The sequence below is a fragment of the Kocuria sp. KD4 genome, assembly GCF_011769905.1.
Lineage (GTDB): Bacteria > Actinomycetota > Actinomycetes > Actinomycetales > Micrococcaceae > Kocuria > Kocuria marina.
The window spans coordinates 526,137-549,704 of record NZ_CP050449.1 but is presented as its reverse complement, the minus strand read 5'-3'; the positions used below and the strand labels follow the sequence as shown (position 1 = coordinate 549,704).

The following is a 23,568-nucleotide window of genomic DNA, read 5'->3' as shown; positions in this document are numbered from 1 at the left end:
CCCGGGGTCGTGGATGACCCAGACGACCACCCGTTCACCCCGGTCGATCCGATGTCCCCGCCCCGGGCCAATCCGCCGTGAACGGTCGACGTGGCCCTTGAGCCAGGACGAAGAAACCCACCATTCAACCCCGAACGGGACGACCCGAGCTCACGCGGGGAACGTCGTCGTCCGCGGGGGATCCGCAGCCGCGAGCCGGGAGAAAGCCACACGAGCACACCGCATCCCGCGAGAACACCCGCCATCAGCGCCCCGATCATGACGCGCTCTCCACTTCGGCGCGATGCATCAGGGCCCGGGTCCACAATCGCCCGGCGATGCTGAGGGCGGCACCCGCCGCGAGCGCGAGCCGACCCCACCACGTGGTCAGCAGCGTGGTGATCGGATCCGTGCCCATGAGCACACCGAGCCCCAGCGCGAGCACGGGCAGCCACGACAGCGTCCGCACCGTGACCCGCGGTCCTGCCAGGGCACTGTCCCGGGCGGCCTGCGCGTCCAGCTGCGATTCTAGGGACTCCGCCACGCCCGAGAGCGTGCGTCCCAGGGGTGCCCCGGAACGCTCCGAGATCTCCCAGCACGCGGCGAGCTGGGCGCACACGGACCGCGCGGTGGCTGCGAGGGCGCGATCACCCACGGGCACGGGAGCACTCGCGAAGCGCGTCAGACTGGCGGACACCGGGATCCCGACCTGGGCGGCGGCGTGGACGTCCCCGCACATCCGGGCGATCCACCGCCCCGTAGGTCCCGACCCCGTGGAGACCGCGGACAGTTCGCCGAACACCCGGGCGGGTGCCCGCCCCGCTTGCAGCAGCGCGGCCAGTCGGCGCACCACGGTCACCCATTGCATCGCTTCCGCGGCACGATCACGACGACGCCACCGTGCGAACACGCCCGGGCCCACCGAACGCTCGGCACCGCCGTCGGCGTCGTCATCACCCGAGCGGTGTGCGGGTACTGCGAGGCTGCCCCCGCGCGCGCCGCCACTGCTCCAGACGAGCAACGCGGCCGCGGTGAGGACGAAGAGGAGAAACGCGAGCATCATGACGCGTCACGCCCTCGGGCCAGCAGCCGTGCCAGCTGTGACCACCCGGGCCCCTCGACCGGATGCCCGGACTCCACGGTCAGAGCGGGCCGGGTGCTCAGCACACCGTCCTCGAGGTGGAGAGTGCACAGGGAATCCAGCCTGCGTCCGGCGGGGGTGCGGCTCACGTGGGCCACGAGGTCCAGCGCGTTGGCAGCCTGCAGATCCACGGCGCTACGGCTGAGTCCCGCGAGGGACCCCAGGGCGGCGAGCCGGGCCGGAACCGCCCGCGCGGAGTTCGCGTGCACGGTTCCCGCACCGGAGTGCCCCGTGTTCAGGGCGGTCAGCAAATCGCGGACCTCCGCGCCACGGCATTCCCCCACCACGAGCCAATCCGGGCGCATCCGCAACGCTTGCCGGACCAGGTCCGTGAGGTCCACGGAACCGGCCCCCTCCACGTTCTCCTGCCGGGACTGCATGCCGACCACGTGGGGATGATCGGGGTTCAGCTCCGCGGCGTCCTCCACGAGCACGAGGCGCTGTCTCGGCGCGCACTGGGACAGTAGCGCGGACAGCACGGTGGTCTTTCCGGAACCAGTGGCGCCGCTGATCATGAGATTCGCCCGTGCGGCCACGGCATCCGTGAGGACGTCCGCGAGGAACGGGTGCACGGTCCCGGAGTGCACCAGATCCGCGAGCGACAGCCGCTGCGGAGCCCGGAAACGGATGGACAGCAGTGTCCCCGACGTGGACACTGGCGGGATCACGGCATGCACCCGAAGCCCGGTGGCGGTCTGCACGTCCACGCACGGGTGGCCGTCGTCCAACCTTCGCCCGGCCGCGGTCACGAGCCGCACCGCGAGCGCACGCACGTGCGCCTCGGATGTGAACGGGCTCGTGACACGCTGGATCCCGTCGTGGGTCTCCACGAAGACGTTCTCGTGGCCGTTGACGTAGACGTCGCTCAGTCCGGTCGCCGGCAGTAGTGGCTCCAACGGCCCGAGCCCGGTCAATTGCGCCTTGACGTGCTGGGCGGCCCGGACGGAGCCGACGGCCCCGAGCACCCGGCCCGTCTCCCGCACGGCCTTGGCGATCCTGGTGTCGGTGACCGGACCGCCCTCGGCCAGGAGGCGTTCGCGCACCTGGTCCACGAACGCGGCGTCGTGCGCGGCAGCTTCCGGTCCTGGCGTGACGCACGGGCCGGACCGGGTTGCGGTGTGGTCGACTACTTCCGACCCCGACGCGTCGCGCGGACCGGGCCGGGCGGCGTCGTGATCGTGGGATACCGTGCATGAGACCGTCATGACAGCTCCTCCAATGCCCGGGCGATCTGCGCCACGGTCTTCGCGTGGCGGGTGTGCCGGCCGCGACGTAGGACGGTGCCATCGTCGAGGTGCTGGGGCACGCGAGCGTCGAACGCAACGGCCGCGACGCACGGCACGCCGATGGCCTCGGCCACGACCGGGGGATCCACGTCCGCGACGTTGACCCCGCACACCGCACTCACCACGGGAACGGGTGCGCAACGCCGCACCGTGTGTTCCGCGGCCAGGATCCCGCGCACGGTGCGGGAAGCCAGGACCAGCACGGCATCGCACCAGCGCGCTTGCCGTTCGAGGTCCGAGCGGCACAGATCCACCACCTGGACCGCAGCGGCGCCACGCAGCGCGGCGATCACTGTGGCCATCGGAACGGTGTGCGCTAGGCTCGCGTGGCGATCCCATGAGAGATACCGCAGGGCATCCAGGCGCGGCATGGCCGCCCACAGTTGATCGGCCGCCACGGTGCCCGAGAACTGATTGAGCTCGGGCCACCGCAGCCCGTCGGTGGTTTCCTCCCCCAGCGCGAGATCGAGGCCCGCGCCCAGGGGGTCACCGTCCACGAGCGCGGTGCCCACCCCCCGGGCCGCGAAGTGCCCCGCGAGCCAGCACGCCACCGTGGACGCGCCCACTCCCCCGGTAGCGCCGACGACGCCGTACACCCGCCCGGTCGTGCGTGGCAGTTCGGAAACGGACGAGCGGGAGATCATGTCCGCGAGCCACGCGGCCGCGTGGGGTAACACCACCACGGCGGACGCCCCGAACCTCACCGCGGTGTCCCACGCGTCGGCGTGTTCGGTGAGCGCCACGACCACCGCCCCGCGGGGTACGACGTCCCCGGCCCAGGCGGCATCCACGAGCACGACGTCCGACGGCGCCGCTCGCGCCCCCGCACTGTCGTCCGTCACCCTGAGCGCAACCCCGGCGCCGATACACACGGCCTCAACGGCCTCCACGAGGTCAGGGGTGGTGCTGAGCAACTGCACGCTGCCCGTCGCCGTGCTTCCCATCGGTGCACGTCCCCCCGCTGCGCTGACCCGCGAGCGCGCCGCGATCGGGGACTCGCGATCCGCAGGGACCGGCCCGGCAGGGAGCGGACCACACCCCTGATCGCCATGGCCACTGTCAAAGGCTGCGTAAGACCGACTGGCCGCGCGGCGGGCTCGACGCGAGGCGCCCGGAGGGTCGACGGGAGCCGTGATGGATGCGGTGTTCATGGCACCAACCTGGCCGGTGACACCCACGTTCCGCGCCCGCTGGCCCGCACTGTGCAGCGTTGCGGGCACCCGCCGCGGCGTGCCGGGTGCTGTGCAGATCGCCCGCCGCGGGGACGGAGGGTTCCCTCCCGTCGTGCGCGCTCGCCGAGTATTACGGAACGGTCACCGGTGGTGCACAGTTGTCCGGGGAAGCACCACCATGAGCTGATGGACCTCAACCCTGTGACACGAACATCGGCCGTCGAGGCGGTGATCCTGAATGTGCTCTATTGCCTGCTGGTGCTCGCCCTGCTGCTCTGGGTATTCCACTGGGGCCGGGTCAGCATCATGGTGGTGGCTCTGCTTCTCCTGGCCGTCATCATCCCCGGGTTCTTCGCTCTGCGCCCGCAGACCGAGCGGGGCGAGGACTACATCATCACCTCATGCGGTGCCCGCAGCCAAGGGCAACTCACGGTACCGGTGCCCGTCTCCGAACTTCGGAGACTGGTCGAGCGTGCCTGCGCCCAGCACGCGAAACTGGGCTTGCGAGAACTCGATGCGCAGGGCGGGCGGATCTCGGTGGGAATCACGTTCTCGTCGTGGGGCGCGCGCGTCCGATTCGTCTTGCGACCCGTCTCGGAGACCGCGTCGCAGATCGTGGCGACCTCGCGTCCTCGGATGCCACTGGAACTGTTGGGTCGGGCCCGGAGCGAAGGAAACCTGTCCCTGCTGTTCCGCGGCGTGGCACGGGAGGCCGAGCGCACGCACACGAGCGTGACCTGAGCACCGCCCGACCGGGCGCGGTGCATGCCCCATGAGGCCCGGCTCTCAGCTGAGTCGCCGCTCAGGCGGGTTCCACCCACCACGCCCGGGTGGTGTCGGTGGGGCCGTCCAGCTCGGTCAACCCCGCGTCCGTGACCGTGACCGGCCTCTGGACCCCGCCCCACTCCTCCCGCGAGGGGAACTCCACGCGCACCCGGTAGTCGTCCACGCGCCAGCGTTCCCGCACTGTTTCGGGCATGGCCTCCCACGCGAGCTGCGCGGCGTGCCCACACTGCGCCGCGAGCTTGCCGCTCGAGATCCCGAGTCCCGGGGCCACCTCCACGGTGACCACGGCATTCTGCGTGGCCGAGGCCCCGACGGCCGGGAATTGCGTGCCGGACACCTGCAGCTTGTGCAGTTGCTTGGGCAGGGGCTGCACGGGTGCGGGCACGAACGCCCTCACGGCCGCGGTGCCGTGCTCGTCCGCTGCCGTAGTCGGCGCCTTCTGCGCTACCGTGACCCCGGGTAACGCCTGCACGTCCTCCCAGCGCTTGCCGTCCGCGCGCCGCACAAGTTTGCGGATCTGCACGTCCCGCCACGTCCGCACGGCCTCGTGCCATGGCCCACCCGGGGCGCTGCGTTCGTCGGCCAGCAGCATCACGACGGCGCGCGCCGCCGCTTCCGCGACGTCCACCTCCCGTGCGGGGCGCCCACGATCCCGGTACACCACCAGTTGCATGGCCCAGGGGACGTCGTGGGTCTCAGTAGGCTCGGCACTCATGGCCCCGAGTCTCCCACGCGGATCCGCAGCGCGAGCTCGCCCACGGACAGCGCGTGCGTGTCCGGGACCAGGGGGACCATGAGACCGCGGTCCGTGGCCGTGGCGATCCCCAGGTGCACGCGGCGGGGGACCGTGATCTGCTCACCCTGCAGCGAGGCGTTGAGCTCCGGAGTCCGATGCAGGGTCCAGCACATGGCCCGCGAGAGCACGGCCAGGGGTTGACCCGGGCGTATCCCTCCGCACCGCGGCTGCGCGCCACGAGCTCCATGGTGCGCGTGACGTCCACGTCCAGGAACTCGGTGACGTGCGGCGCGGTGAACGCAGAAGTCACATCGCCTGCGCCGTGGCCTTGCGGACGCCCTTCAACGGGATGGTCCACGTCTCGTCGCCCTCCGGGGCGCCGGGCGACGTCGTCGGCGCGACCTCCGGGAGACCACCGGTGCCTACCAGGTGCTGCGCAAGGTCCCTGCGGGTGACCTCGCCGGCCGGACCCGTTCCGGTCAGCGCGGCGAGATTCACCCCGGCGTCCTCGGCCACGATGTCGATGATGGGCGTCCCCACCTCCACCGTGGCTCCCTCGGGGGCGAGCATCGTCGCCACCGATCCCGCGGTGGGACACGACAGTTCCACGACCGGCTTGGCGGTCTCGATCTCCACGATCACCTGGTTGACCTTAACGGCGTCACCGGCGGCGATTTTCCAGGTCGGGATGTCCGCGTCCCTGAGGCCCTCGCCGACGTCCGGGAGCTTGAACTGGGCTGTATTCATGATCTCCTCCTCCATACTCGAGAGCCCGGTCGATCCCGTCGAGGATTCTGTCCACGTCGGGCAGGTCGTGGTGCTCGGAACGCGACGCCGGGTACGGGGTGTGGAACCCGCCCACGCGGATCACGGGTGCCTCGAGGTCGTAGAAGCATTTCTCCCCGACCCGCGCGGCGATCTCAGCGCCCTCACCGAAACTCGTGGGCGCTTCATGGACGATCACGAGACGACCCGTCTTGCGCACGGAGGTCACCACGATGCCCGCTTCCACGAGGGGAGCATCGATGACCCGCTGGTCACCGAAGTCCTTCTGCAGTCCGTCCGTGATGTGGAAGACCCCGCCCAGCGCGCCGATGTCCTCCCGAACAGCACGACCCTGGGATCGTCCTCGAGGGCCTTGCGCAGTCCCCGGTTCGTGGCAGCGGCCAGGGTCATGGTGGTGTTCTCGGCCCCGGGTGCCTGGGCCGCGGTCCCAGCTCGCCCTGGCGCTGGAGAGCCGTGGCCTCCTGGTCGAATCTGCGTAACAGGACCATGGATCGGTACATGGTCATCAGGTCGGTCATCTCGAGGGTATCGAGCTCGTATCCGTTCGGGGACAGACGCTCGCCGCTGAGACTGATCATCTGCACGGGATGAGGTTCACCCAGTCCCGTTCGTTCCGGATCCATCACCTCGTTGTGAACGTTCATGTCGCTCTTCGAAGTAACGCGTATTCAATTGTCATGAGGTCTCTGTGATGCAGGTCACTACGCCTATCCCGCGCGGCTCCGCCAGGAGGCCCGGGCGTACCCGATCCACGCCCCATACTGGGAGCATGCACATTGTGGTGGCCGCCGCAGAGCCCGGGTCCTGGGTGTTGCGGGTGGCCTCCGCGAACGGCAAGCCCGCCGGGGAACCGCACACCGTCACGGACGAGGGCCTCGCCTTCGAGGTCGCCCGGCGCGAGAACGCGGCACGTGCCGCGGGCGTGGTGCCTCCCGTGTGGACGTGGCTCGAGACTTCCGTCCCCGCCGCACTGCTGCTCGCCGCGGGCGTGTGGGTGACCCGCTGCCGGGACCTGGGACTGTGCGCCACGATCCTTGCCACGGCCGCGACCGCCCCCGGATCCGGCGCGCCCGATCCCACCTCGGACGAGCCCCGCCCACTCGACTACCGTCCCGTGATCGAACCCGCGGACCCGCGCCGCGTGCCCGGTCCGCGCGCCCCGGCCGAACCGAGCAGCCAGGGGTCGCTGTTCGCCGTCGTCGAGCAGCGCGGGCCCGGGACGGACGAGTTGATCGCGGAGCTCGCCGCGCAGAACCGGGCGTGCGAGACCGCGCGCTATCCCCGGCGGATCGAACGCCTGCTGGCCCTCGAGTCCCAGGGCGCGTTGGTGGCCGCGGACATGCGCCACCACGGCGTCCCCTGGAGCCCCCGGGCCCACGAGGAGATCCTCGAGGAGCTGCTCGGCCCCCGTCCGGTCGGTGAGGAGCGGCCCGCGCGCATGCAAGAACTCGCCCGGCGGGTACGTGACGTGCTCGACGCCCCCACCCTCAACCCGGACTCCCCCGTGGAGCTGCTCAAGGCCCTGCGCAACGCCGGGGTGGACGTGGACACCACGCGCGCGTGGAGACTGCAGGACTGGGCCCTCGTCAACGGCCGGCCGCAGGAGCAGCGCGTGGCCATCGTGGAACCGGTGCTCGAGTACAAGAAACTCTCCCGGATCTTCTCCGCGACCGGGTGGCACTGGTTGGACACATGGGTGCGGGAGGAGCGCTTCCACCCCGAGTACGTCGTGGGCGGCGTCGTGACCGGACGATGGGCCGCGCGCGGCGGCGGTGCGCTGCAGATCCCCAAGTACATCCGCGGCGCCGTGCGCGCGGATCCCGGCTGCGCGCTCGTCGTGGCCGACGCCGCCCAGCTCGAGCCGCGCGTTCTGGCCATCCTCGCGCGCGACGACGCTCTGGCCGAGGCGTCGCGCGACCGTGACCTCTACGAGTCCATCGCACTGCAGGGCGAGGCACGCGGTTCGGAACTCAAGGAGCGGGCGCACGCGAAGCTCGCGCTGCTGGGCGCGATGTACGGTGCGACGTCCGGGGCCGGCGGGCGGTTCATGCCTCACCTGGCCCGAATGTTCCCGCGCGCCGTGGGTTACGTGGAACACGCCGCGCGCGTGGGCGAGCTGGGGCACCAGGTCTGCACCTACCTGGGCCGCTGGTCACCCGTTCCCGGGGCGGAATGGTTTGAGGTGCAGCGCGCCACGGCCACCCAGGCCGGCGAGCGCCGGGCCACCCAGGCCGCGCGCGGTCACGGCCGGTTCTCCCGGAACTTCGTGGTCCAGGGCTCGGCCGCCGAGTGGGCGCTCGCGTGGTTGGGGCACATCCGACAGGGTCTGCACGACGCCGGCCTGGACGCACAGCTCGTGTTCTTCCTGCACGATGAGGTCATGGTCCACTGTGCCGAGCAGCATGCGCCCCGGGTGCGGGACCTCGTGACGCAGGCGGCCGAACAAGCGGTGATCACGGTGTTCGGCAGGGTACCCGTGGCGGTCCCGGTGGCCACGACGGTGGTGACGTCGTACGCGGATGCGAAGTGACCGCGGCTGCGCGCACCAGCATTACGCTGAGACGTCCCGCTCGTGAATAGCGTCCTGCTGGTGACCTCGCGGACCGTCCGCACCATGCGCCTCGACGGGGACCGAGGGTGAACGGCGCTGAAAGGGTTACGCCTTCGGCCCGAACCTCGGCGCGGGGCGCTTGATCGAGCGGTCCCACTCCACGGACCAGCCGAGCCAGTCGAGCACGCGGTCGATGATGACGCCGGTGAACCCCCACACGGTGATGGGCTCGGCCACGCCCGCCACGCGCACGTCGAACGCCGGGGACTCGTAGGTGTGCTGCCCGCGGGTCACGGTCGCGTAGTACCGGTGGGCGGGGTTGATCAGGTCCAGCACCGGCACCCGGAACACCAGGGAGGACTCGGCGTGGTCCACCACGTCCACGGGGGACGGGCTGCGCCACCAGCCGATCACGGGCGTAACCAGGTGGTTGCTCACGGGCAGCGGCACGGGGTGCAGTGCACCGAGGACCTCCACGCCGTCCGGGTCCACCCCGGTCTCCTCGTGGGCCTCCCGCAGTGCCGCCCGGATATGGGGTGCGCTCACGCGCCCGCCGGGCACGTCCAGGAAGGTGCCGGGTTCGCCGTCGGGCGGATCGAGGCGCCCGCCCGGGAAGGCGACCTGGCCGGGGTGGGCACGCAGGGTCGCGGCGCGCTGGACGAGCAGCACGTCCAGGTCACGTCCCGGCCCGTCCGTGTGCTCGGCGTAGTGCGAGGGCACGGCGTCCAGCGCGCCGAAGAGGATGAGCACCGCGGAGTGCCGGTGGTTCTCGTCCAGCTCGCCGATCCGCCACGGTTCGCGGTCGTGCATGATCACGGAATCACCGTGCCGGGCGAGCTCCACGAGCTGATCACGGGGGTCGGCACCGTGAGGGTCGGAGGGGGTCATGCGAAGTCCTTTCACGCGCCGAGGGTGTGTCCGTCGGCGCGCAGTTCGCGGCGCGTGCGCCCGGCCAGGAAGCCCGCGAGCAGCTCCTCGCGGCCCGGGGCGAGTTCGTAGGCCAACAGTTTCCGGGCGGCCAGTGGATCGGTGGGGCCCGTGCCGTAGGAGGGGCACAGATCCGCGACCGGACACACTCCACACGCCGGTTTGCGCGCGTGGCACATCCGCCGCCCGTGGTAGATCAGTTCGTGGGACAGCTCGGTCCACACCGCGGGCGGGAACAGGGCGGCCACGTCCGTCTCGACCTTGACGGGGTCCTCCTGGTCGGTCCAGCCGAAGCGGCGCGCGAGCCTGCCGAAATGCGTGTCCACCGTGATCCCGGGGACCCCGAACGCATTGCCGAGCACCACGTTCGCGGTCTTGCGCCCCACGCCGGGCAGGGTCACGAGCTCGGCGAGCGTACCCGGGACGCGGCCGTCGTACTCGTCCACGATCCGCGTGGCCAGCCCCTGAATGGAACGCGCCTTGGACCGGTAGAACCCGAGCGAGCGCACCCGTTGCTCGACGTCCTCGGCCGGCGCCTCGGCCAGCTCCCAAGGCCCGGGGTATGCGGCGAACAGCCCCGGCGTCACCGAGTTGACGCGCACGTCGGTGGTCTGCGCGGAGAGCACCGTGGCCACGAGCAGCTGCCACGCGTCGTCGAAATCCAATTCCGCCACGGCGTACGGATAGCTGCGCGCGAGCTCGCGCTGGATCCGCCGCGCCCGCCGCGTCGTTGCCAACCGCGTTTCGCCCCCGGTACGACGACGCCGCGCGGCCGCCTGCTCGGCCTGGCGCGGGGGCACGAAGCGCACGTGGGCAGCGGCGGCCGGGGAGTCCATGTCCTCGATCATGGTGGCCGCCGTGGCGGGGGTCAAACCGCGCGGCCGCCGTGACGGTGCGCGCGACACCGGCCGCCATGGATCGAGCACGGGCGGGAACCTCGACTACGCTGGAGAACGAGAATGTGAACTGCACCACGTGCCCGCGAGCGGCACGACACGGCCCAGGTAAGGAGCACCATGTCCCCGGAATCCGCAGCATCCCAGTCGAAGACCTACGCACCCAGCGAGGAGTTCGCCGCCCAGGCCAACGCCACCGCGGAGCTGTACACGCGAGCCGAGGAGCAGGGTGAGGAGTTCTGGGCGGACCAGGCCCGCGAGCTGCTGACGTGGTCCACCCCGTTCACCGAGGTATTGGACTGGTCCAACCCGCCGTTCGCCAAGTGGTTCCAGGACGGCACCCTGAACGCCGCGTACAACGCCGTGGACCGCCACGTGGAGGCCGGCAACGGGGACCGCGTGGCCCTGTACTTCGAGGGCGAGCCCGGGGACAGTGCGTCCTACACGTACGCGCAGCTCAAGGACGAGGTCTCCAAGGCCGCGAACGCGTTCGAGGCGCTCGGCGTGGGCAAGGGCGACCGCGTGGCCGTGTACCTGCCCATGATCGCGGAGGCCGTGGCCACCATGCTCGCGTGCGCGCGCATCGGAGCGATCCACTCGGTGGTCTTCGGCGGCTTCTCCGCGGACGCCCTGCGCTCGCGCATCGAGGACGGCGAGGCCAAGCTCGTGGTCACCGCGGACGGCTCCTACCGCCGCGGCAAGCCCACTACGCTCAAGCCCGCCGTGGACGCCGCCCTGGAGAAGGGCGGGAGCTCCGTCCAACACGTGGTGGTGGTCAAGCGCAACGGCGAGGACGTCGCGTTTCAGGACGGCCGTGACGTGTGGTGGCACGAGGTCACCGAGAACGCCTCCACCGAGCACACGCCCTCGGAGCAGAACGCCGAGGATCCGCTGTTCATCCTCTACACCTCCGGCACCACCGGCAAGCCCAAGGGCATCCTGCACACCACCGGCGGCTACCTCACCCAGGCGGCATTCACCCACAAGAACGTGTTCGACCTCAAGCCGGAGACGGACGTCTACTGGTGTACCGCGGACGTCGGATGGGTCACGGGCCACACCTACATCACTTACGGGCCGCTCGTGAACGGCGCCACCCAGGTGATCTACGAGGGCACCCCGGACTCCCCGCACCGCGGCCGGTTCTGGGAGATCGTGCAGAAGTACGGCGTGAGCATCCTCTACACGTCCCCCACCGCCATCCGCACCATGATGAAGTGGGGCGAGGAGATCCCCGGCGAGTGGGACCTCAGCTCGCTGCGCTTGCTGGGCACCGTGGGCGAGGCCATCAACCCCGAGGCCTGGACCTGGTTCCACCGTGTGATCGGCGGCGAGCGCTGCCCCATCGTGGACACGTGGTGGCAGACCGAGACCGGCGCGATCATGATCTCCCCGCTGCCCGGGGTCACCCACGCCAAGCCCGGTTCCGCGCAGGTCCCGCTGCCGGGAATCGCGGTGGACGTCGTGGACGACGCCGGCAACTCCCTGCCCAACGAGACCGACGGTTTCCTGGTGGTCCGCAAGCCGTGGCCGTCCATGCTGCGCACCATCTGGGGGGACGACGACCGTTTCGTCAACACCTACTGGGGCCAGTTCGGTGACAAGTACTTCGCCGGCGACGGTGCCAAGCGGGACGCGGACGCGGACGTCTGGATCCTGGGTCGCGTGGACGACGTCATGAACGTCTCCGGCCACCGCCTGTCCACCCCCGAGATCGAGTCCGCGCTGGTCTCCCACCCGTCCGTGGCCGAGGCCGCCGTGGTGGGCGCCCAGGACGAGACCACGGGCCAGGCGGTTTTCGCCTTCGTGATCCTCTCGGACCAGGCCACCGCCGAGAACCGGGACGCCGCCGAGCTCGCCGAGGAGATCCGCGCGCACGTGGGCCGGGAGATCTCCCCGATCGCCAAGCCCAAGAAGGTGTTGATCGTCCCCGAGCTGCCCAAGACCCGCTCGGGCAAGATCATGCGCCGTCTGCTTAAGGACGTCGCCGAGGACCGCCCCGTGGGTGACGTCTCCACGCTCGCGGACCAGACGGTCATGCAGCAGATCGTGGACTCGCTCGGCCAGAAGTAACCCCGGCCCCGGCGGACGACGCCGCTGCGGTGCCTCGCGTGAAGAGGTCATCGTGGCGGCGTCGTCCGTTGTTGTCAGGGTGTTCGACGACGCCGCACTGTTCGTCGGTGCCGCACTGTTGGTCGGCGCCGCCTTGTTCGGAGGTGCCGTGTCGCTCCACGTGACCGTGTTGTTGAATGGAGCCATGAGTGAGCTGCCGATCCACGTCCTGAATGGGCCCAATCTCAACACCCTGGGCACCCGCAAGCCCGAGATCTACGGGCACACGACCCTTGCGGACGTCGAACGCAATGTGCGCGTCCGCGCGCAGTCGTACGGGCTGGACGTGGTGTTCGAGCAGTCCAACTATGAGGGGCAGCTCGTGGACTGGATCCAGCGGGCGCGCACCGAGGCGTGCGGGATCGTGATCAATCCCGCGGCGCTGACCCACTACTCCGTGGCCCTGCACGACGCCCTGGAGATGTGCGAGATGCCGATCGTGGAGGTGCACATCTCCAACGTGCACCGCCGGGAGGCCTTCCGGCACACGTCCTTCGTGTCACCGCAGGCCACGGCCGTGATCGCCGGTGCCGGTGTCCTGGGGTACGAACTGGGTGTGCAGGTGATCGCCAACGAACTGGGTAAGAACATCGAGAGTTAGGACGCACCCTGACCGCAGCAGATCCACGGTCCGGTGTGCCCCTGGTGTACAGGCACATCGACGAGTCCTTCCACCAGGTGGCCGCCCCCGGGGACGTGGAGCTGTTCGCCGATGCGTGGTTGCCCGGCGGCCATGAGGTGTACTGAGGTGGCGCCAGGAGATCGGTGACCCGCGGGCCATCATCGACACGGTCGACCGGCGCATGGCGGACGAGGACTGGTTCGTCACTGCCCTGTGGCAACCGCAGTACCTTTACGACGTGTACGACCTGCGCCCGCTGCGTGATCCCCTGAATGTGTTCTTGGCCCCGGACCGCGCCTCCCTGCTGGCGCACTCGGTACCCGGCCACCGCTCGTCCGTGCTCGACCGCCGGTCATCGGTGCTCAGCCGCTGCTTGTCGGTGTTCAGCTGCTACCGACAGGATGTCCGCTCAGGACACCACGCACTGACCCGTGGGGACGGACTCCGTGGAGTCCCCCGCCGCGGCGAGGATCTCGGTGACACGAGCCACGGGGATCGCATACCCCACCTGGTCCGTGACGGCCTTGGCGAAGACCACGCCCACGACCTCACCGTCCGCGTTGAGCAGCGGACCGCCCGAGTTGCCCTGCTCCACGTTGCCCGCGATCTGGATGATGCTGCGGGTCTGGGTCTGCCCCGTGGTCACGTTCTGCACGGGGGCCACCGCCTGACCCTGGATCGTGGCCGGGCGCAGCGTATAGGGACCGCCCAGCGGGTAGCCCGCGAAGGACACGGTCTGTCCGCTCGTCACCGAACCCTGCAGGGCCAGGGGTGCCTCGGGCAGATCGGGGACGCGCAGCACCGCGAGGTCGGACGCGGCGTCGTACTGCACGGCCTGCGCACGGTAGACGCGACCGTCGCGCGTCTGGACCACGGGCTGGTCCACGCCCGCGACCACGTGGGCGTTGGTCACCACCGTGCCGGGCTGCGCCACGAATCCCGAACCCGTCTGGTTCTGGGCGCACTGGGCCGCCGTGCCGTAGACCTGGACCACGGACTGGCCCGCGTCCGCGACGCTCTGGGTGTCCGGGGTGTCCGTGGGGTCCGGGGCGGCCTGGGACGGGAAGAGCAGTTCGTCCAGCTGCCGGATGCCCTGGGCGCCGCTGATCGCGTTGCGGGTCTGTGTCATGGCCTGGCGCACGGGCTCCGGGGTGACCCGCTCGATACCGCGCAGCACCTGCGAGGACGCGACCTGTTGGGACAGTGCGGGAAGGCCCAGCTGACCCACGAGCGAACCCACGAGCCCCATGACCAGGGCGGCCACGACCACGTTGAGCACCCCGCCGCCCACGCGGTCCAGGATCCCCAGTCCCGTCCTCTCGGTGATCCGCGCGAGGGCGTTACCCGCGATCGACCCCAGCCACTGACCCAGGGCCAGGGCCACGAGGACGGTGAGCAGCACGGCCGGGATCCGCCATTCGTCCGAGACGTACGCGGACACCACGGGGCCGGCCCAGAACGCCACCACGGCGCCGAGCACTAGCCCCACGAGGGACGCGAACGAGCGGAAGAACCCTCGGCTCAGCCCTGCGACGAGATACGCCACCAGCGCCACGATCAGCAGCACGTCCAGGATGTTCAGGGACAGAGTCATCGAAGTCCTCACGGAGGGGGAACACGCGGGGATCGGGTGCGTGCTCAGCCGAGCATACGGTGGGGGGCTGGGTAAATCGTGGATCGTGAACGGTGGATGAACACGAGCGGGAACCCCCGGAATTCGCAGCGCGTTCACACCGGGCATAACCACCGGGGTGGACCCGGGCGGTGTGAAATTCGTTACGATGGAACGTACTCAGATCATGTGCCCCTGTCCGGGCTCATCCGCAATCCGTGAGGAGTTTTACCTTGGATACAGACGTCCTACGCCGCGCTCCGCTGTTCGCTTCCTTGGACGATGAGGCGTTCGCCGCTCTGACCGAGGAGATCACCGAGGTAAACCTCTCCCGCGGTGCCACCCTGTTCTACGAGGGTGATCCGGGGGACCAGCTCTACTTCATCGTCTCCGGCAAGATGAAGCTTGGGCGCACCGCGAGCGACGGTCGCGAGAACCTCGTGGCCGTCATGGGTCCCGGTGAGATCTTCGGCGAGATGGCCCTGTTCGACCCCAGCCCCCGCTCGACCTCCGCGACCGCCGTGTCCGAGACCCGCCTGGACGGGCTCAAGCACGAGAACCTGCGCAAGGTCATCCAGCGCTCCCCCGAGGTCTCCGCGCAGCTGCTGCAGGCGCTCGCCCGGCGCCTGCGCCGCACCAACGAGAACCTCGCGGACCTAGTGTTCTCGGACGTCCCCGGCCGCGTGGCCAAGGCCCTGCTGGACCTCGCGGACCGGTTCGGCCGCCCCGCCACGGACGGCATCCTGGTGGCGCACGAGCTTACCCAGGAGGAACTCGCCCAGCTCGTGGGTGCCTCCCGCGAGACCGTGAACAAGGCCCTGGCCGAGTTCGTCCAGCGCGGTTGGATCCGCCTCGAGGCGCGCGCCGTGGTCATCCTGGACCTGCAGCGCCTCAAGCAGCGCTCCCGCTGACACCGGTTCTTCCGCCGACGGCGCTCGTGGCACCCGCCACGGGCGCCGTCGCCTTTCACACGGGATGCGTACGGGGTGCGTGAGGGCGCGCGGGACGCGACCCACCCGGGAGGTCACTCGTCCAGGACGAGGACGGGTTCGCCGTCGCGCAGATCCAGTCGGGGACTCTTGACCCGCAGGTCCCGCCGGGCCGCGAGGAACGCCACTGCCGAGCCGGCGTGCGCAACCGCCTCGAGGGCGCACTGCACCCCGGGGGTCGTGAGCTCGTTGAGGTCGAAGTGCCAGGGGTCGTCGGTGAGGCCGGCTTCCTCCGACTGGCGCCGGAACAGCTCCGGCACCGGTGTGGACCACGGGTCCTCGAACAGGGCGCGCGCGTCCACCCAATCGAGCCACGCCACACCGCGCTGCGTGGCCAGAGGCACGGGGCGCTGGCCCACGGGAACGGCCGCCGAATAAAACTGCAGGTCCACGCGCTGGTGGATGAAGTCCGAGGTGATCCAGTGGGACAGCGGCCGGAGGCATTCGCTGTGGAACGTGAGACTGCGCTTGGCCAGCAGGTCCGCGAAGGAGAACTCCTCTGCTGCCAGCCGTTCCCGCGAGGTCATCCAGTCCGCGCCGTCCACGCTCTCGGCGACACCGTGACCCGGGGTTCCCGCGAGCAGGATCCCGGTCTCCACGAACACCTTGCGCGCGGCGGCCACCACGCTGCGGCGCGTGCGGCCGATGTCCTCCGAGAGCACCTTGTGGGCCCACTGCGCGGGGGTGGGGCCGTGCCAGTCCAGGGGTTCGTCGTCGCTGGTCTCGCACACCCCGCCGGGGAACGAGAGCGTGCCCATGGACTGGCGGCCCGGGCGGTGGAGCATGAGGGTCTCCACGCCGTGCTCGCCGTCCCGCACGAACACGGTGGCGGCGCCGTGGCGGGGGGCGGAACCGTGCAGCCCCAACCCCCGTTCCATCCAGGCCCGGGCGGCCGTGGAATAGGCGCGGGGCACCGCGAAGATGCGTTCGTTCCCGCGGCCCCCGCTCATCGTCAGTGGAACTCGACGATCAGTTCGACCTCCACCGGGGAGTTCAGCGGCAACACGCTGACACCCACGGCGGAGCGGGCATGCACGCCGGCGTCCCCGAACACCCGGCCCAGTAGGGTGGACGCGCCGTCCACCACGGCGGGCTGACCGTAGAAGTCGGTCGCGGAGGCCACGAAACCCGTGACCTTGACGATGCGTTGGATCCGGTCCAGGTCCTCGATCTGGGACTTCACCGCGGCCAGGGCGTTGAGCGCGCAGCGTTCGGCGAGCTCGGCGGCCCGTTCCGGGGACACGGTCCCCTCGGCGCCGGAATCGCTCACCACGCCGGTCTCGAGTAGTGACCCGGACACCAGCGGCAGCTGGCCTGCGGTGTAGACGTGCTTCCCGCTCACCACGGCCGGGGCGTAGGCCGCGAGCGGCCGGGCCACGTCCGGCAGTTCCAGACCCAGCTGCGCGAGCCGGTCTTCGTAGCTCTTGTCCATGATGTCCTCTTCCCCGCGGGTCAGTTCTTGGGCCGCTTGAAGTAGGCGATCGGGTTGGTCTGGACGGGGGCGTTCACGTTGCCCGCGGGGGTGTCCGCGGCCTGCGTGCCGGGCAGGACGGTCACGAGCTCCCAGCCGTCCTCACCCCAGTTGTCCAGGATCTGCTTGGTGGCGTGGATCATCAACGGAACGGTGGCGTATTCCCATGTGGTCATGGCCACCACACTACTGGTCCCGCCCCCCCCGCAGCGCGCCGGGAGCGTTCCCGCACGAGGTTCGCGGGCCGTGTGCCCCCCTCTCCGGTACACGATTCGCACAGGACCCGGCCTATAGACTGGCCCAATGGCATCACGCAACAACTCGGGCTCCGAGCCCACCTCGGTACTGGGCAACATCGTGGCGTTCATCGCCGTGTCGGTGGTTGCCGGGGTGGTGGCGGCCGGACTCCTCGTTCCCCCCGCCGCGGCCGCCGGACTGGCCGCCAACGCGTCCATCGGCTGGTTCAAGTCCCTTCCCGCGGACATGGAAATGGGCCCCCTCTCCCGTTCCTCCACCGTGGTGGCCAAGGACGGTTCCGAGATCGCCACGTTCTTCGCGCAGAACCGGGAACCGGTCTCCCTGAACCAGATCTCCCCCAACATGAAGAAGGCGCTGCTGTCCATCGAGGACCGCGACTTCTACGACCACGGCGGTGTGGACCCCTGGGGCATCGTGCGTGCCATGGGCAATAACGTGTTGCGCCCCAGCAACCGCCAGGGTGCCTCCACCGTCACGCAGCAGTACGTGAACAACCTGATCATCGATCAGCAGGTCCGGGCCGGCGAGCAGGCCAGCACCATCGGTGCGGACAAGGGCATCGTGGACAAGATCAAGGAAATCAAGCTCGCGCTGTCCATGGAGCAGGAGAAGTCCAAGGACGAGATCCTGGAGGGCTACCTCAACATCGTGCTCTTCGGCGGGCAGAACTACGGTGTGCAGGCGGCCTCCGAGTACTACTGGGGCATCCCGGCCTCCCAGCTGAGCATCGCGCAGGCCGCCACGCTCGCGGGCATGGTGCAGTCCCCCAACTACTACGATCCGCAGGTCAACCCGGAGGCCTCGGTGCAGCGGCGCAACGTGGTGCTGGACACCATGGTGCAGACCGGCGCGATCACGCAGCAGCAAGCGGACCAGGCGGCCCGCGAGCCCCTGAACCTGGACATCCACCCCACGAGTTCCGGGTGCTCGGCCGCGCGGACCGCTCCCTACTTCTGTGACTACGTGGAGAACCAGGTCATGCAGTCCAACTCGTTCGGTGCCACGCCGGAGGAGCGCCTGGCCACGCTGCAGCGCGGTGGTCTGACGATCACCACCACCCTGGACCCCAAGGCCCAGCGGGCCGCGGACACCCAGGTGAACGCGACCCAGCCCAAGGACGACAACCCGGACAACGTCTCCACGGCGTTGGTCTCCCTGGAGCCGCGCAACGGTCACATCGTGTCCATGGCGCAGAACACCAACTACTCCGCCGCGGAGGGCACCTCCAACACCACGTACAACTTCAACGTGGACAGCTCCATGGGCGGTGCCGGTGGGTTCCAGGTGGGCTCCACGTTCAAGCCGTTCACCCTGGCCCAGTGGATCAACGCGGGCAAGGGCATCAAGGCGAGCGTGGACGCGCGTCGTCTGCACTATCCCGCGGACTTCCGCTGGAAGGCCTCGTGTCTGCCCAACGGGTACAAGATCGAACCGGGTGATGACGGCAACGGGTTCAGCTTCCAGAACGCGACCGAGGGATACGACCGGGTCATGGACGTGGACTACGGCATCTACAACTCCATCAACTCGGCGCTGTACGCCATGGCCGCGGACCTGGACCTGTGCGAGATCGGTGAGTTAACCAAGGCCATGGGCATCCACGACGGTAAGACCGGTGATCCCGTGGACACCACCGTCCTGTCCTCCCTGTTGGGTGGTTCGGTGGACATCTCCCCCATGACAATGGCGCGTGCCTTCTCCGGCTTTGCGAACGACGGCGTGATGTGCGAGCCCCGCGCTGTCACCAAGGTCGTGGACTACACCGGGAAGAACTACGACGTCCCCGGTGACAGCTGCCAGCAGGTGATCAAGAAGGAGGTGGCCCAGGGCGTGAACGAGGTGCTCAAGCAGGTGCTCGTGCGCGGTTCCGGGTACCAGCGCTCGATCGGGCTGCCGGATGCCTCCGCCGCCAAGACCGGCACCACCGACAACTCGACCCAGACCTGGATGCTCGGCTACACCAAGGGCCTCGCGACCGCCTCGTGGGTGGGTAACTACGAGTTCGGTTCCCGCTCCCTCAACGGCCTGAGCATCGGCGGGCGGACCGGCGGTTCGGGTACCGAGTGGGTGGACGGTGCCACGTACGCGGGTGGCCAGTGGCAGAACTACATGCGCACCGTGGCCCCCGACTACGACACCTCCCGGTTCTCCTCGCCGACGCCCAGCGTGATGTCGGCGCGCAAGTAGTGGCGGACTCCACCGCATCCGCCCCGGTTGCCCGCTCCCTCGCCGCGGCCGGAGCGGGCTTGTTCGCCGCTGGCGCCGGGACGCTCGCGTGGGCCTCACTCGGGGAGCGACGTCGATTCCAACTGCGCCAGGAGACGGTGCGTGTGCTCCCGGAGGGCTCCCGGCCCGTGCGGATCCTGCACATCTCCGACCTGCACACCGTGCCCGGGCAGGAGGCCAAGAAGCGTTTCGTGCACTCGCTCGCCGCACTGCGCCCGGACCTCGTGATCGACACGGGTGACAACCTCTCGCACCTGCGCGCCCTGCCGTATCTGCTCGAGATCCTGGAGCCGCTGTTCGCGTTCCCCGGTGTGTACGTCCCGGGGTCCAACTGCTACTTCGCGCCGCAGCCCAAGAATCCCGCGCGCTACCTGTGGCGCACCACGAGCGGCGAGAAATCGGACGAGGCCCCGCGGTTGCCCACCGAGGACATGCACCGCGCGTTCGACGAACGCGGCTGGACCGGGCTCATCAACCGCGCCGAGCGGCTCAACATTGCCGACACCGTCATCGACTTCTCCGGCGTGGACGACCCCCACCTGCGCTTCGACCGGCACCCGGGCTTCCCGCGTGAGCAAGACGGGCCGGCCCACGTGCGCATCGGCGTGGCGCACGCGCCGTACGTGCGCACGCTGGACCGTTTCGCCGCCCACGGTGCGGACATCGTCTTCGCGGGTCACACCCACGGCGGTCAGGTCTGCCTCCCCGGGGGCCGCGCGCTGGTGAGCAATTGCGACCTGGATCCCGCGATGTGCAAGGGATTGATCTCCCACAGGGGCGTCCCGGTGAACATCTCCCAGGGCCTGGGCGAGTCCCGCTTCGCCCCGGTGCGGCTTTTCTGCCCACCACAGGCCGTTCTGGTTACGCTCACGGACTAAGGTTCTTCCCATGGCACCGATTCGACTCCCCCTCCCCACGCGCCGACCCGACGACGCCGCCCCGGCTCCCAGCGACTCTCCGCTGGACCGCGCGGTGGCGAGGATCGAACGGGAGTGCGGCAGCGGCGTCGTCGTCACCGGGGAGCTGGAGCGGCGCGCGGTGGCCCACGACGCCTCCCACTACCTGATGCAGCCCCGCGCGGTGCTGCGCCCACGGGACACGCACGAGGTGGGGCGGATCTTCGCCGCGGCCGCGGACACGGACGCTGGCCTGACCCTGCGCTCGGGCGGCACGTCCCTGTCGGGGCAGTCCGTCACGGACCAGATCCTCGTGGACGTCCGCCGCCACTTCAAGAGCGTGGAGGTCCTGGATCGGGGTGCCCGCGTGCGCGTGCAACCGGGGGTCACCGTGCGTCAGGTCAATGCGCGGCTGGCTCCGCACGGGCGGGCGCTGGGCCCGGATCCGGCCAGCGAGTCCGCGTGCACGCTGGGCGGAGTGGTGGCCGACAACTCCTCCGGGATGGCGTGCGGCACCGAGTTCAACACGTACCGCACCCTGGAGTCCATGGTGCTCGTGTTGCCCTCCGGCACGGTGCTGGACACCGCCGCCCCGGATGCTGGTGAGCAGCTGCGGGCCCGAGAGCCCGACCTGTTCGAGGGCCTGCTCCGGCTGCGGGACCGCGTGCGGGGCAATCCGGAGTCCGTGCGGACCATCCAGCGACTGTTTGCCATGAAGAACACCATGGGCTACGGGCTGAACTCGTTCCTGGACCACGAGGACCCCGTGGCCATCCTGGAGCACCTCATGATCGGCTCGGAGGGCACCCTGGGGTTCGTGGCGAGCGCGACCCTGCGCACCGTGCCCGTGCACCCGCACGTGGCCACCGGCCTGCTGGTGTTCCCCACCGTGGTGGCCGCCACGAGTGCCGTTCCGGAGCTGGTGGGCTCGCAGTGCGCCACCCTGGAGCTGATGGACGCCACGTCCCTGGCGGTCTCGCAGCGCACCGGACTCGCGCCGCCCGCGATCATGGACATCCCGGTGGGCCAGCAGGCCGCGCTGCTCGTGGAGTACCAGCACGACACCGCGGCAGGTGTGCGGGAACTGGCGGAGGCGGCGGCGTCCACCTTCGATGCGCTCGAGCTGGCCGGGCCGGTGGCCCTGACCACCGACCCCCGCGAGCGCGCGAGCCTGTGGACCGTGCGCAAGGGGCTCTACACCACTGTGGCGGGCAACCGACCGCAGGGCACCAACGCGCTGCTCGAAGACGTGGTGGTGCCGGTGGACCAGCTGGGCGGCACGTGCGAGGAGCTCACCGGACTCTTCGACGCCCACGGCTACCGGGACTCGGTGATCTTCGGCCACGCCAAGGACGGCAACGTCCACTTCATGCTCAACGAGCAGTTCGATGATCCCGCTTCGCTACGCCGTTACGAGCAGTTCACCGAGGAGATGGTGGAGCTCATCCTGGGCCGCGGGGGCTCGCTCAAGGCCGAGCACGGGACCGGGCGGATCATGGCCCCGTTCGTGCGGCGGCAGTACGGGGACGAGCTGTACTCGGTGATGGTGGAGCTGAAGGCCCTGATCGATCCCGGCAACCGCTTCAACCCCGGGGTGATCCTCACCGAGGACCCGCGCGCGTACCTGCGCGATCTCAAGACCGCGCCGGCCGTGGAGGAGGAGGTGGACCGGTGCGTGGAATGCGGATACTGCGAGCCGGTGTGCCCATCCCGGGATCTCACGCTCACGCCGCGCCAGCGCATCGTGGGGCGCCGCGAGATCGCGGACGCCGAAGCGCGCGGTGAGCACGAACTGGCCGGTCGGATGCGGCGCGAGTTCGACTACGACGGGCTGCAGACGTGCGCGGTGGACGGCATGTGCGTGACCGCGTGCCCCGTGGACATCAACACGGGTGACCTGGTGCGTCGGCTGCGGTCGGAGAACCGTTCCGCCGTGGCGGACCTCGTGTGGGCGGGGCTCGCCCGGGCGTGGCCCGTGACCGTTCCTGGTGCGACCTTCGCGCTGTCCCTGGCCCGGCGGATGCCCGCCGCGCTCCCGGTCAGCGCGACGTCGGTGGCCCGCGCCGCGCTCGGGACGGACACCGTCCCCCGCTACTCCCCTCGCCTGCCCGCGGGCGGTCGCTCCCGTGCCGGATTGACGACGGCGCCCGCGAACGTCCGTGCCGACCGCGCCCAAGCCGTTTTCTTCCCCGCGTGCATCGGGGCCATGTTCGGCACGGTGCACGGGGAGGGACCGTCGGTGTCCGAGGCGTTCCTGATGTTGTGCGAGCGCGCCGGAGTGGACGTACATGTTCCCGAGGGCATCACCTCCACGTGCTGTGGCACGCCGTGGAAGTCCAAGGGCCTACCCTCCGGATACGAGACCATGTCCCGGCGGACCCTCGAGACCCTGTGGGAGGCCTCCGAGCACGGCACACTCCCGGTGGTGTGTGATGCCTCCTCATGCACCGAGGGGCTCGTCACCATGCGAGAACTAGCGGCGAACTCGCCCCGGTACGCCGGACTGCGGTTCGTGGACGCGGTGCAGTTCGTGGCCGAGAACGTGCTGGACCGGCTGACCGTGTCCTCGCCCGTGGGCGCGCTCGCGGTGCACCCCACGTGCTCGTCCGTGCAACTGGGGATCAACGATCACCTCTTGCGCGTGGCTGGCGCATGTGCCGAGCACGCCACCGTTCCTTTCGCGTGGGGGTGCTGCGGGTACGCGGGCGACCGCGGCATGCTGCATCCCGAGCTCACGGCGGCCGCCACGGCTCCCGAGGCGGCGGAAGTACAGGCCGGAGACTTTGATGCATATGCATCTTTGAATCGGACGTGTGAGCAAGGCATGACCGAGGCCACGGGCAAACCCTACGAACACGTCCTGCAGGTGCTGGAGCGGGTCAGCCGCTGACATCGCGCTCGGACGTTTTCGGTGACTCGGGGATTTCACATTCCTCCCGTGCTGCCGCTATGCTGGAGCAGTTGTTCGCGGCTCTGCCGTGTGACATCGGGATGTGGCGCAGCTTGGTAGCGCGCGTCGTTCGGGACGACGAGGTCGCAGGTTCAAATCCTGTCATCCCGACCACATGAACACCCGGACCCACGATTCGTGGGTCCGGGTGTTCTGCGTTTCCCCATGGACC

At 69.9% G+C, this 23,568-nt stretch carries 21 protein-coding genes, 1 tRNA gene and 1 pseudogene; 10 read left to right on the top strand and 13 right to left on the bottom strand.

What is annotated here, in order from left to right:
• Positions 1–256: 256 nt before the first annotated feature.
• The 3 genes from HBK84_RS02500 to ssd are packed head-to-tail and all read right to left on the bottom strand — an operon-like array spanning position 257 to position 3,350.
• On the bottom strand, positions 257–1,042 hold the full coding sequence (locus tag HBK84_RS02500) for a type II secretion system F family protein (RefSeq protein ID WP_240919068.1): 786 nt from the start codon (positions 1,040–1,042) through the stop codon (positions 257–259).
• On the bottom strand, positions 1,039–2,325 hold the full coding sequence (locus HBK84_RS02495) for a TadA family conjugal transfer-associated ATPase (RefSeq protein WP_167318104.1): 1,287 nt from the start codon (positions 2,323–2,325) through the stop codon (positions 1,039–1,041). The genes HBK84_RS02500 and HBK84_RS02495 overlap by 4 nt, the downstream gene beginning before the upstream one ends.
• Positions 2,322–3,350, bottom strand: coding sequence for a septum site-determining protein Ssd (gene ssd, locus HBK84_RS02490; RefSeq protein WP_167318103.1), 1,029 nt, complete (start codon positions 3,348–3,350; stop codon positions 2,322–2,324). Before ssd ends, HBK84_RS02495 begins: the two co-directional genes overlap by 4 nt.
• 414 nt (positions 3,351–3,764) lie before the next feature.
• Here ssd and HBK84_RS02485 point away from each other — a divergent pair, with 414 nt between their 5' ends.
• Entirely contained in the window at positions 3,765–4,319 is a 555-nt protein-coding gene (locus HBK84_RS02485) for a hypothetical protein (RefSeq protein WP_167318102.1), read from the top strand.
• 61 nt (positions 4,320–4,380) lie between these two features.
• On the opposite strand, the gene HBK84_RS02480 is transcribed toward HBK84_RS02485, so the two are convergent.
• From HBK84_RS02480 to HBK84_RS12790, 4 genes are all read right to left on the bottom strand, one after another.
• Positions 4,381–5,079 carry a peptidyl-tRNA hydrolase gene (locus HBK84_RS02480; protein WP_206069182.1) on the bottom strand — a complete coding sequence of 233 codons (699 nt, stop codon included), beginning with the start codon at positions 5,077–5,079 and terminating at the stop codon, positions 4,381–4,383.
• Entirely contained in the window at positions 5,076–5,288 is a 213-nt protein-coding gene (locus HBK84_RS02475; RefSeq protein ID WP_167318101.1) for a 2-oxo acid dehydrogenase subunit E2, read from the bottom strand. Before HBK84_RS02475 ends, HBK84_RS02480 begins: the two co-directional genes overlap by 4 nt.
• 118 nt (positions 5,289–5,406) lie before the next feature.
• A complete protein-coding gene (locus HBK84_RS02470; RefSeq protein ID WP_167318100.1) occupies positions 5,407–5,847 on the bottom strand; it encodes a biotin/lipoyl-containing protein in 441 nt (146 codons plus the stop codon).
• On the bottom strand, positions 5,762–6,085 hold the full coding sequence (locus HBK84_RS12790; RefSeq protein WP_370520627.1) for a transketolase C-terminal domain-containing protein: 324 nt from the start codon (positions 6,083–6,085) through the stop codon (positions 5,762–5,764). The genes HBK84_RS02470 and HBK84_RS12790 overlap by 86 nt, the downstream gene beginning before the upstream one ends.
• A 570-nt stretch (positions 6,086–6,655) precedes the next feature.
• Between HBK84_RS12790 and HBK84_RS02460 the strand changes: the two genes are divergently transcribed.
• Positions 6,656–8,416, top strand: coding sequence for a bifunctional 3'-5' exonuclease/DNA polymerase (locus tag HBK84_RS02460; RefSeq protein WP_167318099.1), 1,761 nt, complete (start codon positions 6,656–6,658; stop codon positions 8,414–8,416).
• A 126-nt stretch (positions 8,417–8,542) separates the two neighbouring features.
• On the opposite strand, the gene HBK84_RS02455 is transcribed toward HBK84_RS02460, so the two are convergent.
• Complete coding sequence (locus HBK84_RS02455; protein WP_206069181.1) at positions 8,543–9,325, bottom strand: CoA pyrophosphatase; 783 nt, start codon at positions 9,323–9,325, stop codon at positions 8,543–8,545.
• 11 nt (positions 9,326–9,336) lie between these two features.
• Positions 9,337–10,200, bottom strand: a complete 864-nt coding sequence (nth, locus tag HBK84_RS02450) for an endonuclease III (protein WP_144932606.1) — start codon at positions 10,198–10,200, stop codon at positions 9,337–9,339.
• A 180-nt stretch (positions 10,201–10,380) separates the two neighbouring features.
• Between nth and acs the strand changes: the two genes are divergently transcribed.
• The 3 genes and pseudogenes from acs to HBK84_RS13110 form a co-directional block, all read left to right on the top strand.
• Positions 10,381–12,333 carry an acetate--CoA ligase gene (gene acs / locus HBK84_RS02445; RefSeq protein WP_167318098.1) on the top strand — a complete coding sequence of 651 codons (1,953 nt, stop codon included), beginning with the start codon at positions 10,381–10,383 and terminating at the stop codon, positions 12,331–12,333.
• 184 nt (positions 12,334–12,517) lie between these two features.
• Positions 12,518–12,973: a type II 3-dehydroquinate dehydratase gene (gene aroQ / locus HBK84_RS02440; RefSeq protein WP_064846707.1), complete on the top strand. Its 456-nt coding sequence runs from the start codon at positions 12,518–12,520 to the stop codon at positions 12,971–12,973.
• A 142-nt stretch (positions 12,974–13,115) separates the two neighbouring features.
• Positions 13,116–13,295, top strand: a pseudogene (locus tag HBK84_RS13110) (glycine betaine ABC transporter substrate-binding protein); the annotation flags it as partial.
• Positions 13,296–13,403: 108 nt separating this feature from the next.
• Here the strand turns inward: HBK84_RS13110 and HBK84_RS02430 are convergent.
• Entirely contained in the window at positions 13,404–14,588 is a 1,185-nt protein-coding gene (locus HBK84_RS02430; protein WP_064846629.1) for a MarP family serine protease, read from the bottom strand.
• A gap of 251 nt (positions 14,589–14,839) precedes the next feature.
• Between HBK84_RS02430 and HBK84_RS02425 the strand changes: the two genes are divergently transcribed.
• Positions 14,840–15,517: a Crp/Fnr family transcriptional regulator gene (locus tag HBK84_RS02425; protein ID WP_085106205.1), complete on the top strand. Its 678-nt coding sequence runs from the start codon at positions 14,840–14,842 to the stop codon at positions 15,515–15,517.
• Positions 15,518–15,630: 113 nt separating this feature from the next.
• On the opposite strand, the gene HBK84_RS02420 is transcribed toward HBK84_RS02425, so the two are convergent.
• From HBK84_RS02420 to HBK84_RS02410, 3 genes are read right to left on the bottom strand one after another with little or no spacing between them, the layout of a single operon-like run.
• Positions 15,631–16,545, bottom strand: a complete 915-nt coding sequence (locus HBK84_RS02420; RefSeq protein ID WP_144932586.1) for a hypothetical protein — start codon at positions 16,543–16,545, stop codon at positions 15,631–15,633.
• Between the two features lie 2 nt (positions 16,546–16,547).
• On the bottom strand, positions 16,548–17,027 hold the full coding sequence (locus HBK84_RS02415; protein ID WP_085106203.1) for a RidA family protein: 480 nt from the start codon (positions 17,025–17,027) through the stop codon (positions 16,548–16,550).
• Positions 17,028–17,047: 20 nt separating this feature from the next.
• On the bottom strand, positions 17,048–17,242 hold the full coding sequence (locus HBK84_RS02410) for a DUF4177 domain-containing protein (RefSeq protein WP_035965209.1): 195 nt from the start codon (positions 17,240–17,242) through the stop codon (positions 17,048–17,050).
• Between the two features lie 127 nt (positions 17,243–17,369).
• On the opposite strand from HBK84_RS02410, the gene HBK84_RS02405 reads away from it, so the two are divergent.
• From HBK84_RS02405 to HBK84_RS02390, 4 genes are all read left to right on the top strand, one after another.
• A complete protein-coding gene (locus HBK84_RS02405; RefSeq protein ID WP_167318097.1) occupies positions 17,370–19,511 on the top strand; it encodes a transglycosylase domain-containing protein in 2,142 nt (713 codons plus the stop codon).
• Positions 19,511–20,428: a metallophosphoesterase gene (locus tag HBK84_RS02400; protein WP_167318096.1), complete on the top strand. Its 918-nt coding sequence runs from the start codon at positions 19,511–19,513 to the stop codon at positions 20,426–20,428. Before HBK84_RS02405 ends, HBK84_RS02400 begins: the two co-directional genes overlap by 1 nt.
• A 10-nt stretch (positions 20,429–20,438) precedes the next feature.
• On the top strand, positions 20,439–23,336 hold the full coding sequence (locus HBK84_RS02395) for an FAD-binding and (Fe-S)-binding domain-containing protein (RefSeq protein WP_167318095.1): 2,898 nt from the start codon (positions 20,439–20,441) through the stop codon (positions 23,334–23,336).
• Between the two features lie 97 nt (positions 23,337–23,433).
• Positions 23,434–23,510, top strand: a tRNA-Pro gene (locus HBK84_RS02390).
• The last annotated feature ends 58 nt before the right edge of the window (positions 23,511–23,568 follow it).

Coding starts and splice junctions, on each gene's coding strand:
- HBK84_RS02500 (WP_240919068.1), bottom strand. CDS start 1,042: ATGATGCTCGCGTTTCTCCTCTTCGTCCTCACCGCGGCCGCGTTGCTC.
- HBK84_RS02495 (WP_167318104.1), bottom strand. CDS start 2,325: ATGACGGTCTCATGCACGGTATCCCACGATCACGACGCCGCCCGGCCC.
- ssd (WP_167318103.1), bottom strand. CDS start 3,350: ATGGGAAGCACGGCGACGGGCAGCGTGCAGTTGCTCAGCACCACCCCT.
- HBK84_RS02485 (WP_167318102.1), top strand. CDS start 3,765: ATGGACCTCAACCCTGTGACACGAACATCGGCCGTCGAGGCGGTGATC.
- HBK84_RS02480 (WP_206069182.1), bottom strand. CDS start 5,079: ATGAGTGCCGAGCCTACTGAGACCCACGACGTCCCCTGGGCCATGCAA.
- HBK84_RS02470 (WP_167318100.1), bottom strand. CDS start 5,847: ATGAATACAGCCCAGTTCAAGCTCCCGGACGTCGGCGAGGGCCTCAGG.
- HBK84_RS02460 (WP_167318099.1), top strand. CDS start 6,656: ATGCACATTGTGGTGGCCGCCGCAGAGCCCGGGTCCTGGGTGTTGCGG.
- HBK84_RS02455 (WP_206069181.1), bottom strand. CDS start 9,325: ATGACCCCCTCCGACCCTCACGGTGCCGACCCCCGTGATCAGCTCGTG.
- nth (WP_144932606.1), bottom strand. CDS start 10,200: ATGGACTCCCCGGCCGCCGCTGCCCACGTGCGCTTCGTGCCCCCGCGC.
- acs (WP_167318098.1), top strand. CDS start 10,381: ATGTCCCCGGAATCCGCAGCATCCCAGTCGAAGACCTACGCACCCAGC.
- aroQ (WP_064846707.1), top strand. CDS start 12,518: ATGAGTGAGCTGCCGATCCACGTCCTGAATGGGCCCAATCTCAACACC.
- HBK84_RS02430 (WP_064846629.1), bottom strand. CDS start 14,588: ATGACTCTGTCCCTGAACATCCTGGACGTGCTGCTGATCGTGGCGCTG.
- HBK84_RS02420 (WP_144932586.1), bottom strand. CDS start 16,545: ATGAGCGGGGGCCGCGGGAACGAACGCATCTTCGCGGTGCCCCGCGCC.
- HBK84_RS02415 (WP_085106203.1), bottom strand. CDS start 17,027: ATGGACAAGAGCTACGAAGACCGGCTCGCGCAGCTGGGTCTGGAACTG.
- HBK84_RS02410 (WP_035965209.1), bottom strand. CDS start 17,242: ATGACCACATGGGAATACGCCACCGTTCCGTTGATGATCCACGCCACC.
- HBK84_RS02405 (WP_167318097.1), top strand. CDS start 17,370: ATGGCATCACGCAACAACTCGGGCTCCGAGCCCACCTCGGTACTGGGC.
- HBK84_RS02395 (WP_167318095.1), top strand. CDS start 20,439: ATGGCACCGATTCGACTCCCCCTCCCCACGCGCCGACCCGACGACGCC.